The sequence below is a fragment of the Streptomyces viridifaciens genome (genome assembly GCF_001888885.2).
GTDB classification, from domain to species: domain Bacteria; phylum Actinomycetota; class Actinomycetes; order Streptomycetales; family Streptomycetaceae; genus Kitasatospora; species Kitasatospora aureofaciens.
Map to the genome: position 1 here is coordinate 3,744,369 of NZ_CP090841.1, position 13,032 is coordinate 3,757,400.

Genomic DNA, 13,032 nt, shown 5'->3' on the forward strand with positions numbered 1-13,032 from the left:
GACCTCCGTGCGTCCCCTGGCCCCCCTGTGCGTCCCTGGCGCCCCATGCGTCCCCGGGCCTCCGGGCGGCGCTCGGCGGTCCGGCACGCGCCCCCGGGGGCCTCGGCCGCCGGTCGTCTCCGCAGGCCGGAGGCCCTGTCCCGGAGGCGTGCGAGATTCCCGACACCAATTGCTACCGTGGGGTGACGGAGCGCCAGCACCGTGTGGTGTATTAGACCGCACGCACATCCGGGGGGCACGTGCCAGCCGGACGGAAGTGCACCTGGGAGGGGCGCGTGGGGACCGAACTCAACCGCCGCTGGGAGTCGGGCACGCACGCTTACAGCGTCTCCGACCCCTTCGGCCAGGGCCCGCTGCCCTGGCTGCGCAGCCCCGACCAGTACCTGGCCGGGGCCGAGGGCGCCGTGCCCTGGTACGTCTCGGTGGACGCGCCCGGCCAGCAGCCGCTGTCGGAGGGCGTGCGGCCCAAGCCGCCGGTCGGCACCCCGCAGAGCTCCAACGACGTGGACCAGCAGATCAAGGGCTTCGCCTCGGCCGGGGTGATCCGCCCCGGCGGCTCGGTGGACTTCCGGGTCACCGTCAATCCGCCCCGCGAGTTCACTGTGGACGTCTACCGGATCGGCCACTACGGCGGTGACGGCGCCAGGCACATGACGTCCAGTCCGCTGATCGCCGGACTGGCCCAGCCCGCCCCGCTGGTCGTGGACCGGACGGTCTCCTGCCACCACTGGTGGCACTCCTGGCGGTTGCAGGTCCCGCTGCACTGGAAGCCCGGCGCGTACGTCGCCGTGCTGACCACCGCGGACATGCTGCACCGCAGCCACATCCCGTTCACCGTACGGGACTTCGCCGACCAGGGGCACACCGCCGAGCTGCTGCTGGTGCTCCCGGACGTGACCTGGCAGGCGTACAACCTGTTCCCCGAGGACGGCCGCACCGGCGCCAGCCTTTACCACGCCTGGGACGGCCGGGGCGGCCTGGTCGGCGAGTCCGAGGCGGCCGTCACGGTCTCCTTCGACCGCCCGCACGCCACCGCCGGGCTGCCGCTGCACGTCGGCCACGCGTACGACTTCATCCGCTGGGCCGAGCGCTACGGCTACGACCTCTCCTACGCCACCGCCACCGACCTGCACGCCGGCCAGGTGGACCCGTCCGAGCACCGGGCGCTGGTCTTCCCCGGGCACGACGAGTACTGGTCCGAGCCGATGCGCCGGACCGTCGAGCGGGCCCGGGACGGCGGCACCTCACTGGTCTTCCTGTCCGCCAACACCATGTACTGGCGGGTCGAGCTGTCCGCCGCCGCCTCCGGCGAGCCCAACCGGCTGCTGAACTGCCGCAAGCGGCAGAAGCCCGGTCCGGGCAGTCCGGCCGCCGGGGTGCCCGGCGCGGCCAGCGCGCTCTGGCGGGACGCCGGCGAGCCCGAGCAGCACCTGCTCGGCGTGCAGTACTCGGGCCGGGTCGCCGCGCCCGTCCCGCTGGTCGCCCGGCACACCGCGCACTGGCTGTGGGACGGCACCGGGCTGCAGGAGGGCGACGAACTGCCCGGCCTGGTCGCCGGGGAGGCCGACCGGTACTACCCGAAGGTCGCGCTGCCCGAGCACACCGAGCGGGTGCTGCTGGCCCACTCGCCGTACCGGGACCTGGCCGGCCGCACCCGCTACCAGGAGACCTCGCTCTACCGGGCGCCCAGCGGCGCGTACGTCTTCGCGGCCGGCACCTTCGCCTGGTCGCCCGCCCTCGGCCGCCCCGGCCTCACCGACGAACGGGTCCAGCGGGCCACCGCCAACCTGCTGGACCGGCTCTGCAAGAACTGAGCCCCGGCTCCGCAGGAACCGGGGCCGGGCGGGCGTGAAAGACTGCGGGGGCAGTGACCTCCCCTTTCGCGGTGCCCCACGCCCGTGAACGACCCCTGAGGACTGAGACACCTTGAGCGGATTTGTCACCAAGCCCGAGCCGGTTCAGGTACCCGGCCTGGTCCACCTGCACACCGGCAAGGTGCGCGACCTGTACCGCACCGGAACGGGCGAGCTGGTGATGGTCGCCAGCGACCGGATGTCCGCCCACGACTGGGTGCTTCCGAACGAGATCCCGGACAAGGGCCGGGTGCTCACGCAGCTCTCGCTGTGGTGGTTCGAGCGGATCGCCGACATCGTCCCCAACCACGTGATCTCCACCGAGGTCCCGGCCGGCGCCCCCGCCGACTGGAAGGGCCGCACGCTGATCTGCAAGAGCCTGGACATGATCCCGGTCGAGGCGGTCGCCCGCGGGTACCTGGCCGGCTCCGGCCTGACCGAGTACCGGGAGAGCCGCACGGTCTGCGGCATCGCCCTGCCGGAGGGCCTGGAGAACAGCTCCGAGCTGCCCGCCCCGATCTACACCCCGGCCCTCAAGGCCGAGGTCGGCGAGCACGACGAGAACGTCCCCTACGAGGAGACCGCCCGCCGGATCGGGGCCGAGCTGGCCGCCCAGGTGCGCCGCACCACCCTGGACGTCTACGCCCGGGCCCGGGACATCGCCCGCGACCGCGGCATCATCCTGGCCGACACCAAGTTCGAGTTCGGCCTGCTGGACGGCGAGCTGGTGATCGGCGACGAGGTGCTCACCCCGGACTCCTCCCGCTACTGGCCGGCGGACGAGTACCACCCGGGCCGCTCGCAGGCCTCCTTCGACAAGCAGCTGATCCGCGACTGGCTGGTCTCCCCTGCCTCCGGCTGGGACCGCTACAGCGAGCAGCCGCCGCCGGAGCTGCCGGCCGAGGTGGTCGAGCAGACCCGCGCCAAGTACATCGAGGTGTACGAGCGGCTGACCGGCACCAGCTGGGTCTGAGCCGCACGCGTGACGCCCGTGAGCTAGATCCACCCGTGCTCGCGGGCGATCCGCACCGCCGCGTGCCGGTTCTCCGCGCCCAGCTTGGTGGCCGCCGAGGACAGGTAGTTGCGCACGGTGCCCTGGGAGAGCGCGGCCCGTTCGGCGATCTCCGCGATCGGGGTGCCGTCCGCGGCCAGCTCCAGGACGTCCGTCTCGCGCGGGGTCAGCGGGGTCTCCCCGGCGCTGATCGCGTCCGCCGCCAGCTCCGGGTCCACGTACCGGCCGCCGGAGCGCACGGTGCGGATGATGCCGGCCAGGTCGGCCGCCGAGACGGTCTTCGGCAGGAAGCCCCGGACCCCGACCTCCAGCGCCCGCTTGAGGTAACCGGGGCGGCCGTGGCCGGTGACGATCATGCAGCGGCAGTTCGGCAGCAGCCGGCGCAGCTCGGTGGCCACCTCGATGCCGTCCTGGCCGGGCATCTGCAGGTCCAGCACCGCGATGTCCGGCCGGTGGGCCCGGGCCATCGCCAGCGCCTCGGGGCCGGATCCGGCCTGGGCGACCACCTCGATGTCGTCCTCCAGGGAGAGCAGCGCGGCCAGCGCACCGCGGATCAGGTGCTCGTCGTCGGCGAGCAGGACGCGGACGGGCGCGGTGTTCTCGGTCATCGGAAGGCCTTTCTCAGCCCGGCAGCGGGACGGTGGCGAGCATCCGGAAGGTACCGGGTGCGGTGGTCGGGACGGTCAGCTCCCCGTCGTGGGCGGCCAGCCGCTCGCGCAGGCCGTGCAGCCCGGTGCCGCCGCCCTGGGAGGGGAGCGGTACGGCGGGCACCCCGTCGTTCTCCAGCTCCAGCACCGCCCGGCCGTCCTCCTGCCGCAGCCGGATCAGGCAGCGGGCGGCCTCGCTGTGCCGCAGCACATTGGTGGTGGACTCGCGGATCACCCAGCCGAGCACCGACTGCACCTGTGGCGGCAGCCGGTCGGCCTCCTCGCCGAGGTCGATCTCGCAGTGGACGTCGGCGGCACGCAGCACCGCCCGGGCACCGATCGCCTCGGCGTGCAGGTCGGCGGTGCGGTAGCCACGGATGACGTCCCGGACCTCGCGCTGCGACTCCTGGGCGATCTTCTGCACCTCGGCCATCTGCTCGGCCGCCTCCGGGCGTCCGCGCCGGGCGAGCTGGACGGCGAGTTCGCTCTTCAGCGCGATGGTGGTGAGGTTGCGGCCCATCACGTCGTGCAGGTCGCGGGAGAAGCGCAGCCGTTCCTCGGCGACGGCCAGCCGGGACTGCGCCTCACGGGCGGCGTCCAGTTCCCAGACGATGGCGGTGAGCCAGGCGAAGCTGCGGCAGCTGGCCCCGAGGAAGGCCATGGCGACCGTCATGACCATCAGGAATCCGGTGGCCGTGGCCGCGCCGACCCCGGCCAGCACCATGGCCGGGACGACCGCCACCACCATGCCGAGTCCGGCGGGGGCGGACCAGCGCGGGGGCAGTCCCACGCACACCGGGCAGAAGCCGAAGATCAGCAGGTAGCCGGCGACGAGCGCGGTGAACGGGAACTGCACCGGCTTCGCCGTCATGTCGCCGGCCGGTCCCACCAGCATGACCGCCCAGGAACCGGCCACCACCAGACCGACGGTGAGGACGATCCAGCGTCGGTGCTCGGCGGGCCGCCGCAGGTAGTGGTCGAGGGTCACCCGGAAGGTCCGCAGCAGCACCAGGGTGGTGGCAAGGCCGATCAGGAGGGACACCTGGACCGCGGAGGAGTGTCCGGCCGCTCCGCTGCCGGTGCCGATGGCGAAGAGCACTCCGGGCATGAGGAACACGGCCATCAGGTAGAGGGACCAGCGGAGGTAGTACTCGGTGCGCTGCGGCTTGCTGAGACGCCGCCAGTTGCGCAGCGGTGACCGCATTCCCAATTCTTCCGCCCCCATTCGACCATGATCATGCTTTCCGCCTTCATATCAGAGGTCGAAGCGGGGGCGGTCCTTCGGATTCCTTTCCACTGCGGTCAGCGGCGCGGCTCCCAGCGGAAGTAGCGCACCGCGCCCCAGACCGCCAGGCCGAGCCAGACGGCGCCGGTGACCAGATGCGGGGCGGCGGCGCCCCAGCTGCCGAGGAAGTCGGTCGCGGCGGCGGAGCCGTCGGTGCCGAACCAGCCGACCCGGATCAGCTGGAAGGCCGGGGTGGTCGGCAGCAGGCGGCAGACGTCGGCCAGCTGTGAGGGCATGACCTCCAGCGGGAAGTACAGGCCGGAGCCGAACTGCATCACCAGCATGACGGGCAGGGTGGTGATGCCCGCGCTCTCCACGGTCTTGGTGAAGGCACTGGACAGCGCGGCCAGGGCGATCATGGTGGCCAGCAGCATCAGCAGGCCGACCAGCATCAGCACCGGGTTGACCGGGACGGCCAGGTGCAGGCCGAGGCTGCCGCCGATCCCGATCAGGGCGGCCATGAACAGCCCGAGGACGAGCGAGGGGACGGCGGTGCCGAGCAGGATCTCCAGGTCCCTGGCCTCGCCGGTGCGCAGCCGCTTGAGCACCAGCTCGCCGCGCCGCCCCACGTACGCGGCGGTCAGGTTGTAGTACACGACGAAGGCCAGGACCATCCCGACCGAGCCGTAGACCAGCAGCGAGTGGACGTCCAGCCCGGGGTTGTCCTCGGACTGCTTCTTGAGCAGCCCGTGGAGGGTGCTGATCAGCACCACCGGCAGCACCACGGCGGTGAACAGCGCGGCGCGGTTGCGCAGCAGCAGGGTGGCCTCGGCCCGCCCGAGGGCGAGCAGCCGGCCGGCGGTGGTGCTCTGCGGGCCGGTGACGGTGGCGGGGGCGGGAGCGGCGGTGGTCATCGGGCGGATCCGATCAGGCGGCGGCGGGCGGGACGGGCGGCGGCGGGGGTCTGCGGCGGGGCCTGGTGGGCGGCCTCGGAGGCGATGGCGAGGAAGGCCTCCTCGAGCGAGGCGCTGCGGGCGTCCAGGGCGCCGAGTGCGATCCCGTGGTGCCGGGCCCAGCCGAGCAGGTCGGTCAGGGTGTCCTGGAGGCCGGTGCTCTGCACGGTGACCTTGCGGCCGTCGACGGTGACCTCGGCGCCGGGCAGGACGGGCAGTGCGGCCCCGGTGAACTCCGGGAGCTCGAAGGTGATCCGGGAGGGCCGTCCGGCGATCACCTCGGCGACGGTGCCGGTGGTGACGACCCGGCCGCCGTGCATGATGGCCAGCCGGTCGGCGAGCTCCTCGGCCTCCTCCAGGTAGTGGGTGGTGAGCAGCACCGTGGTGCCCTGGGCGCGCAGCTCGCGGACCAGCCGCCAGACGGCGGCGCGCGCCTCCGGGTCGAGGCCGGTGCTGGGCTCGTCCAGGAAGAGCACCTCGGGGCGGCCGAGCAGGGCCATCGCGAGGTCGAGCCGGCGTCGTTCGCCGCCGGACAGCTGCTTGACCCGGACGCCGGCCCGGTGGCCGAGGCCGACCAGCTCCAGGGCCTCCGCGACCGGGCGGGCGCCGCTGGTCACCCCGGCCCAGGCGCGGCCGGTCTCGGCGGCGGTGAGCTCGCCGGGGAAGCCGCCCTCCTGGAGCATGACGCCGATCCGCGGCCGGACGGCGGCGCGCTCCTCGAAGGGGTCGTGGCCGAGCACCCGGACGGTGCCGCCGCTGGGTGCGGCCAGTCCTTCGATGACCTCCAGGGTGGAGGTCTTGCCGGCGCCGTTGGTGCCGAGCAGGGCGAACAGCTCGCCGCGGCCGACGGTCAGGTCGACGCCGCGGACGGCGTGGTACTCGGTGGCGCCGGTGCCGTAGTGGCGGTGCAGGTCGGTGACCTCGATCACGCTGTCGCCGGGGCGGCCGGGCTTGCTCGTTTCCATGCCCCCAGCCTTCCGCCGCCCCGGGCCCGGGGGCAGTGCGCGCCGTCACGGGTCGGCAGTGCGGATCCACGGGTCGGCGATGACAAATGTCATGGGGGAAGGGGGAATGGGGGAAGCCGGAATACGTCGAAGGCCCCCTCGATCGAGGGGGCCTTCGCTCTGGAGCGGACGACGAGATTCGAACTCGCGACCCTCACCTTGGCAAGGTGATGCTCTACCAACTGAGCCACGTCCGCATGGTCAAACTATTGAGTTGTGCTGTGCTCGCGCACTGCGAGCGGACGACGAGATTCGAACTCGCGACCCTCACCTTGGCAAGGTGATGCTCTACCAACTGAGCCACGTCCGCATGGTGCCTGGTGGGGCACCCGCCGCCTCTTCGGATCTCTCCGTTGCGGCGACGAGGAATACTCTACAGCATCGTTCGGGGTGGTCGCCCCACCCTTTCGGTCCGGGCGGGCGGGGCGACCGGGGGCGGGGCCCCGACGGGGTCAGTTCGCCTCGGCGAAGGCCTCGTACACGTGCTTGGGGATCCGGCCGCGGGCCGGCAGTTCCATGCCGCGCGACAGGGCCCAGGCGCGCACGGCGGCCGGGTCCGGGGTGAGCGCGGTGCGGCGGAAGGACTTTCCGGTACGGCTCTGGCGCCGGCCGGCCGCGACGAACGGGGCGAGGGCCTCCCGCAGCTTTTCCGCGTTGTCCACGGACAGGTCGATCTCGTACGACTTCCCGTCGACGCCGAAGTGGACGGTTTCTGCGGCGGCGCCGCCGTCCAGGTCGTCGGAGAGCGTGACAACTACACGCTGAGCCATGGGTGTCAATCCTCTCGGGCAATTCGGCCGCCGGTTCACGGAGTGTGCCCCGTGGCCTGATGTGCACCAACTCGCGCAAGCGCACACGGGCAGGCCTGGTGGCCCGCCGGATACGCAGCACTTGCCGCGACAGGTGGCCCTATTCTGCACCCGAAGGGGGTCGAAATCGAAGAGTCCGGCATTCTTTTCCGGATATTCACGAGTCTTCGCGGGACTGCCGGATACCGATGCGCGGGACGGGCGGTTCTGTCCCCAAGTGCCGTATTCGGGTGTTCTCCGGGGGTTCCCCTTCGGGGCCGCGAATCCCCGGAAACGGGCCGGTCCGGGCGGGGGGTGGGGGCGCTGGATCCCTTGTGGCGTAAGGGTCCTGGGTCTACGCGCGTCACTCTCCCCGGCCAGCAATCCTCCCCCGAACGGCCGGTAGTCTGGAGTTCCCCCGCCTCACCGAAGACACCACCGGGAGTGCCAGTGGCACGCGTCGTAGTCGACGTCATGCTCAAGCCGGAGATCCTCGACCCCCAGGGACAGGCGGTGCAGCGTGCACTGCCCCGTCTCGGATTCACCGGGATCGCCGACGTCCGCCAGGGCAAGCGTTTCGAGCTGGAGCTGGAGGGCCCGGTCGACGACGCCGCGCTCGCCCGTATCCGTGAAGCCGCCGAGACCTTTCTCGCCAACACCGTGATCGAGGACTTCACCGTCCGCGTCGAGGAGGCGGCGAAGTGACCACCCGCATCGGCGTCGTCACTTTCCCCGGCTCGCTCGACGACCGCGACGCCCAGCGCGCGGTCCGCCTGGCCGGCGCGGAGCCGGTCGCCCTCTGGCACCGTGACAAGGATCTCCACCAGGTCGACGCCGTCGTCCTGCCCGGCGGATTCAGTTACGGCGACTATCTGCGCTGCGGCGCGATCTCCCGCTTCTCGCCGGTGATGGAGACCGTCATCGAGCAGGCCAAGCTCGGAATGCCGGTCCTGGGTATCTGCAACGGCTTCCAGGTGCTGTGCGAATCCCACCTGCTGCCCGGCGCGCTCACCCGGAACGACTCGCTGCACTTCGTCTGCCGCGACCAGAAGCTGCGCATCGAGAACGCGGAGACGGCCTGGACCGGGGATTACTCGGCGGGCCAGGAAATCGTCGTCCCGCTGAAGAACGGCGAGGGCCGCTTCGTCGCGGACGCTCACGTCCTGGACGAACTGGAGGCGGAGGGCCGGGTCGTGGCCCGGTACCTGGCCGGCGGCAACGCCGCTGACGGGTACGGCAACCCGAACGGTTCGTACCGCGACATCGCCGGCATCACCAACGCCGCCGGCAATGTCGTCGGCCTGATGCCGCACCCGGAGCACGCCGTGGAGCCGCTCACCGGTCCGACCACCGAGGGCCTGGGCTTCTTCACTTCCGTACTGAAGCAGCTGGTGAACGCCTGATGAGCCTCGACACCGTCAAGAACGCCGAGCAGACCCCGGACGCCGCCCAGCCGTGGGCCGAGCTCGGCCTCAAGGAGGACGAGTACGCGCGCATCCGGGAGATTCTCGGCCGCCGCCCGACCGGCGCCGAACTCGCGATGTACTCGGTCATGTGGTCCGAGCACTGTTCGTACAAGAGCAGCAAGGTCCACCTGAAGCAGTTCGGCGAGAAGAAGCCCGATTCGGACGCGATGCTCGTCGGCATCGGCGAGAACGCCGGTGTGGTCGACGTCGGCCAGGGCTACGCGGTGACCTTCAAGGTCGAGTCGCACAACCACCCGTCGTACATCGAGCCGTACCAGGGCGCGGCCACCGGCATCGGCGGCATCGTGCGCGACATCCTGGCGATGGGCGCCCGTCCGGTCGCCGTGATGGACCCGCTGCGCTTCGGTGCGGCCGACCACCCGGACACCCGGCGCGTGCTGCCCGGCATCGTCGCGGGCATCGGCGGCTACGGCAACTGCCTGGGCCTGCCGAACATCGGCGGCGAGGTCGTCTTCGACTCCTGCTACCAGGGCAACCCGCTGGTCAACGCGCTGTGCGTGGGGGTCATGAAGCACGAGGACATCCACCTCGCGCAGGCCTCCGGCGCCGGCAACAAGGTCATCCTGTACGGCGCCCGCACCGGCGGCGACGGCATCGGCGGAGTCTCGGTGCTGGCCTCCGAGACCTTCGACGACACCAAGCCGACCAAGCGCCCGGCCGTCCAGGTCGGCGACCCGTTCCAGGAGAAGCTCCTGATCGAGTGCACCCTGGAGATCTTCCGGGAGAAGCTCGTCAAGGGCATCCAGGACCTCGGCGGCGCCGGTCTGTCCTGCGCCACCAGCGAGCTGGCCTCGGCCGGCTCCGGCGGCATGCGGATCGACCTCGACACGGTGCACCTGCGCGACCACACGCTCTCGCCGGAGGAGATCCTCATGAGCGAGTCGCAGGAGCGCATGTGCGCGATCGTCGAGCCCGACAAGGTCGCCCGCTTCCTGGAGATCTGCGAGAAGTGGGACGTCATCGCCAACGTCATCGGTGAGGTCACCGACGGCGAGCGCCTGGAGATCTTCTGGCACGGCGAGCTCGTGGTGGACGTGCCCCCGCGCACCGTCGCCCACGAGGGCCCGACCTACCAGCGCCCATACGCCCGCCCGAGCTGGCAGGACGCGCTGCAGGCCGACGCCCCCACCGCCGAGCGGCTGGCCCGCCCGACCACCGGCGAGGGCCTCAAGGCCGACCTGCTGAAGGTCGCGAGCCACCCGAACCAGGCCTCCAAGTCCTGGATCACCGACCAGTACGACCGCTACGTGCTCGGCAACACCGTGCTCTCGCACGGCGAGGACTCGGGCATGATCCGGATCGACGACGAGACCAACCTCGGCGTCTCGGTCGCCACCGACGGCAACGGCCGCTACGCCAAGCTGGACCCGTACACCGGCGCCCAGCTGGCCCTGGCCGAGGCGTACCGCAACGTCGCGGCCGGCGGCGCCAAGCCGCTCGCCGTCTCCGACTGCCTCAACTTCGGCTCCCCCGAGGACCCGGACGTGATGTGGCAGTTCGCCGAGGCGACCCGCGGCCTGGCCGACGCCTGCCTGGTGCTCGGCACCCCGGTCACCGGCGGCAACGTCTCGCTCTACAACCAGACCGGCGAGGTCGCCATCCACCCGACCCCGGTGGTCGCGGTGCTCGGCGTCATCGACGACGTCACCCGGCGCACCCCGGTCGCCTTCGCCGAGGAGGGGCAGCTGCTCTACCTGCTCGGCGACACGGCGGACGAGCTCGGCGGCTCGGCCTGGTCGCAGGTCGTCCACGACCACCTCGGCGGCCTGCCGCCCAAGGTGGACCTGGAGCGCGAGCGGCTGCTCGGCGAGATCCTCATCTCGGCCTCCCGCGACGGCATGATCGACGCCGCGCACGACCTGTCCGACGGCGGCCTCGGCCAGGCGCTCGTGGAGAGCTGCCTCAAGGGCGGCCACGGCGCGCGGATCGTCGTGCCCGAGGGCACGGACCCGTTCGTGTTCCTGTTCTCGGAGTCGGCCGGCCGCGCCGTCGTGGCGGTGCCGCGCAGCGAGGAGCTCCGCTTCAACGACATGTGCACCGCGCGTGGCCTGCCGGCCACCCGGATCGGTGTCGTGGACGGCGACGCCCTGGACGTCCAGGGGCAGTTCACCGTCTCGCTGGCCGAGCTGAAGGACGCCCACACCGGCGTCATCGAGGCCCTGCTGGCCTGACCGGCCCGCTCCGGGGGGCGGACGGTTCCGTTGGAACCGTCCGCCCCCCGTCGTATGTTGGGCCCCATGCCTCCCAAGTCCCGTACGTACCAGCCGCAGAAGGTCCGCGCCGCGCTGGCCGCCCAGAGCGAGTCGCTCCGTGCCGTCGTCCACGGCCTCACGGCCGACCAGTTGGAGCGGCCGACCCGGCTCGGCACCTGGCGGGTCCGGGAGTTGCTGGCGCACCTGAGCCTGGCGCTGGGCCACCTGGCCGCCGCGGTGGGCACCCCGGCACCGGACGGGCCGGTGCTCTCGCTGGCCGGCTACGCGGAGTTGAGCGGGACGATGGCCGCGACCGTCGACAGCGCGGTGACGGAGCACGCGGCGACCGGGTTCGCCGGCCCGCCCGCGGAGGTGGCCGCCGCGTTCGACCGGTCGCTCGACGCCGTACGGGCCGTGCTCGACCGGCCTGCCGGGGCGGAGCGGGAGCCGACCGCCGTCGTGGTCGGTCGGCGGATGCTCCTGGCCGACTACCTGGTGACCAGGCTGGTCGAGGCCGTGGTGCACGCCGACGACCTGGCCGACGCGCTGGGCCTGGACGCCTTCCCGCACGACCGCCAGGCCCTCGCCGCCGTCACCCGGATGCTGGCCGACGCCTTCGCCGACCGGGTGCCCGGCGGCGCGGTCGAGCTGCGGATCCCGCCGTACGCGGTCGTCCAGGCCGTCCCGGGGCCCAAGCACACCCGGGGCACCCCGCCGAACGTGGTCGAGACCGACCCGCTGACCTGGATCCGGCTGGCCACCGGCCGGGTGCCCTGGGCGGCGGCGGTGGCGGACCACGCGGTGGCCGCCTCGGGGGAGCGCAGCGACCTGGGGGAGTACCTGCCGGTCCTGGGCTAGCGGCGTCCGTGAGCCGGCCGACCAGCCCTTGAGCTGCCCGGCCAGGGCTTCGGCGGCCTTGCGCAGCGGTTCGCCGGCCAGGGCCGGGTCCTGGGCCGCCTGCCCGCCGGTGGTGTTCTGGTCGAGCACCAGCACCAGGTCTCAACTCCGTTGCGTTCCGGGACGGCTGCGGCACGGCTACGGCACGGCCGGGCCGCTCAGGTAGGTGCCGTCCGCCGAGTACGGCCAGGCGTTCGGCGTGCAGCCCTTGAGGCCGTAGATCTGCTGCATCATGGCGGGCGCGGGCTTGCCGGGGCCGGGGCAGGTCTCGTGTCCGTGGCCGATCCGGTGGCCGACCTCGTGGTTGACGATCAGTGCCCGGTACTCGTCGATCGGGCCGCTGAACTGCGGCGAACCGGTGTTCCAGCGCTTGGAGTTGACGAGCACCTGGTTGCCGACGTTGCAGTTGACCTCGCCGTGGGTGTCCAGCCCGGAGGCGCCGCAGATCTTGTCCACGGTGGCCGGGGAGGCGATCTTGACGGTGAAGTCGTACGAGCCGCCGGCCACCAACTGGAAGCCGTTCTTGTGGTCGTTGGTCCAGCCGCGGCGGTCGCCGAGGATGCCGTGGATCTGCGCGGCGGCGGAGGCGGCGTCGATGCCGATGCCGTCCTCGACCTCGACCCGGTAGCGGCGCACGGTGCCGCGGCCGACGGCCTTGGCGCTGGCGGGGGCGGTGCTGAAGGTGCCGGAGCCCTTGGTGGGGCCCGGATCGGGCGCGGTGGGCGTGGGCGTGGGGGCCGTCGTCGGGGGCGCGGTCGGGGTGGGGGTGCCGGTGGGCGTCGGCGTCGCCGGTGCCGTGCCGGGTGACTGCTCGCCGGGCGGGGCGACCCGGGCCTGGGCGGTCGCGGCGGGGGCCGGGGCGTCCGAGGGGCGGTTCAGCGCGAAGGCGGCGACGCCCAGCAGCAGTACGGAGGCAACCAGTGCCGTGAGCATGCCAGGGCCGATCCGGCGACGTGACCTGCGGCGGCGACGGG

General features: G+C 72.4%; 12 protein-coding genes and 2 tRNA genes. 6 read left to right on the forward strand and 8 right to left on the reverse strand.

Going from position 1 to position 13,032, the window contains the following annotated elements; all coding sequences use genetic code 11:
- The first annotated feature begins 275 nt into the window (after nt 1-275).
- Nucleotides 276-1,814 (forward strand): N,N-dimethylformamidase beta subunit family domain-containing protein, encoded by a 1,539-nt coding sequence (locus tag BOQ63_RS23730; RefSeq protein ID WP_033346868.1) that lies wholly within the window; start codon nt 276-278, stop codon nt 1,812-1,814.
- Nucleotides 1,815-1,926: 112 nt separating this feature from the next.
- Complete coding sequence (locus tag BOQ63_RS23735; protein ID WP_030278326.1) at nt 1,927-2,826, forward strand: phosphoribosylaminoimidazolesuccinocarboxamide synthase; 900 nt, start codon at nt 1,927-1,929, stop codon at nt 2,824-2,826.
- A gap of 23 nt (nt 2,827-2,849) precedes the next feature.
- Here the strand turns inward: BOQ63_RS23735 and BOQ63_RS23740 are convergent, their stop codons facing one another.
- The 7 genes from BOQ63_RS23740 to BOQ63_RS23770 form a co-directional block, all read right to left on the reverse strand.
- Nucleotides 2,850-3,473 carry a response regulator transcription factor gene (locus tag BOQ63_RS23740; protein ID WP_072654924.1) on the reverse strand — a complete coding sequence of 208 codons (624 nt, stop codon included), beginning with the start codon at nt 3,471-3,473 and terminating at the stop codon, nt 2,850-2,852.
- A 13-nt stretch (nt 3,474-3,486) separates the two neighbouring features.
- Nucleotides 3,487-4,716, reverse strand: a complete 1,230-nt coding sequence (locus BOQ63_RS23745; RefSeq protein WP_072654925.1) for a sensor histidine kinase — start codon at nt 4,714-4,716, stop codon at nt 3,487-3,489.
- A gap of 98 nt (nt 4,717-4,814) precedes the next feature.
- A complete protein-coding gene (locus tag BOQ63_RS23750) occupies nt 4,815-5,651 on the reverse strand; it encodes an ABC transporter permease (RefSeq protein WP_030278333.1) in 837 nt (278 codons plus the stop codon).
- On the reverse strand, nt 5,648-6,655 hold the full coding sequence (locus BOQ63_RS23755) for an ABC transporter ATP-binding protein (RefSeq protein WP_072654926.1): 1,008 nt from the start codon (nt 6,653-6,655) through the stop codon (nt 5,648-5,650). Before BOQ63_RS23755 ends, BOQ63_RS23750 begins: the two co-directional genes overlap by 4 nt.
- Before the next feature lie 160 nt (nt 6,656-6,815).
- Nucleotides 6,816-6,891: transfer RNA gene (locus BOQ63_RS23760), tRNA-Gly, on the reverse strand.
- A 40-nt stretch (nt 6,892-6,931) separates the two neighbouring features.
- Nucleotides 6,932-7,004: transfer RNA gene (locus BOQ63_RS23765), tRNA-Gly, on the reverse strand.
- Nucleotides 7,005-7,146: 142 nt separating this feature from the next.
- Nucleotides 7,147-7,464 carry a histone-like nucleoid-structuring protein Lsr2 gene (locus BOQ63_RS23770; RefSeq protein WP_030056585.1) on the reverse strand — a complete coding sequence of 106 codons (318 nt, stop codon included), beginning with the start codon at nt 7,462-7,464 and terminating at the stop codon, nt 7,147-7,149.
- A gap of 468 nt (nt 7,465-7,932) precedes the next feature.
- Between BOQ63_RS23770 and purS the strand changes: the two genes are divergently transcribed.
- From purS to BOQ63_RS23790, 4 genes are all read left to right on the forward strand, one after another.
- Nucleotides 7,933-8,187 carry a phosphoribosylformylglycinamidine synthase subunit PurS gene (purS, locus tag BOQ63_RS23775; RefSeq protein ID WP_030278336.1) on the forward strand — a complete coding sequence of 85 codons (255 nt, stop codon included), beginning with the start codon at nt 7,933-7,935 and terminating at the stop codon, nt 8,185-8,187.
- Nucleotides 8,184-8,885: a phosphoribosylformylglycinamidine synthase subunit PurQ gene (gene purQ / locus BOQ63_RS23780; RefSeq protein WP_030278338.1), complete on the forward strand. Its 702-nt coding sequence runs from the start codon at nt 8,184-8,186 to the stop codon at nt 8,883-8,885. The genes purS and purQ overlap by 4 nt, the downstream gene beginning before the upstream one ends.
- A complete protein-coding gene (gene purL, locus BOQ63_RS23785) occupies nt 8,885-11,140 on the forward strand; it encodes a phosphoribosylformylglycinamidine synthase subunit PurL (protein ID WP_030278340.1) in 2,256 nt (751 codons plus the stop codon). The genes purQ and purL overlap by 1 nt, the downstream gene beginning before the upstream one ends.
- A gap of 66 nt (nt 11,141-11,206) precedes the next feature.
- Complete coding sequence (locus BOQ63_RS23790) at nt 11,207-12,019, forward strand: maleylpyruvate isomerase family mycothiol-dependent enzyme (protein WP_072654927.1); 813 nt, start codon at nt 11,207-11,209, stop codon at nt 12,017-12,019.
- A 177-nt stretch (nt 12,020-12,196) separates the two neighbouring features.
- Here BOQ63_RS23790 and BOQ63_RS23795 read toward each other — a convergent pair whose 3' ends face one another.
- Nucleotides 12,197-12,991, reverse strand: coding sequence for a DUF3152 domain-containing protein (locus BOQ63_RS23795; RefSeq protein ID WP_078866957.1), 795 nt, complete (start codon nt 12,989-12,991; stop codon nt 12,197-12,199).
- Between the last annotated feature and the right edge of the window lie 41 nt (nt 12,992-13,032).

Bases quoted from the DNA above. Each gene is read 5' to 3' on its own strand.
- BOQ63_RS23745 (WP_072654925.1), bottom strand. From the start codon at position 4,716: ATGCGGTCACCGCTGCGCAACTGGCGGCGTCTCAGCAAGCCGCAGCGC.
- purL (WP_030278340.1), top strand. From the start codon at position 8,885: ATGAGCCTCGACACCGTCAAGAACGCCGAGCAGACCCCGGACGCCGCC.
- BOQ63_RS23750 (WP_030278333.1), bottom strand. From the start codon at position 5,651: ATGACCACCGCCGCTCCCGCCCCCGCCACCGTCACCGGCCCGCAGAGC.
- BOQ63_RS23755 (WP_072654926.1), bottom strand. From the start codon at position 6,655: ATGGAAACGAGCAAGCCCGGCCGCCCCGGCGACAGCGTGATCGAGGTC.
- BOQ63_RS23795 (WP_078866957.1), bottom strand. From the start codon at position 12,991: ATGCTCACGGCACTGGTTGCCTCCGTACTGCTGCTGGGCGTCGCCGCC.
- BOQ63_RS23740 (WP_072654924.1), bottom strand. From the start codon at position 3,473: ATGACCGAGAACACCGCGCCCGTCCGCGTCCTGCTCGCCGACGACGAG.
- BOQ63_RS23770 (WP_030056585.1), bottom strand. From the start codon at position 7,464: ATGGCTCAGCGTGTAGTTGTCACGCTCTCCGACGACCTGGACGGCGGC.
- BOQ63_RS23790 (WP_072654927.1), top strand. From the start codon at position 11,207: ATGCCTCCCAAGTCCCGTACGTACCAGCCGCAGAAGGTCCGCGCCGCG.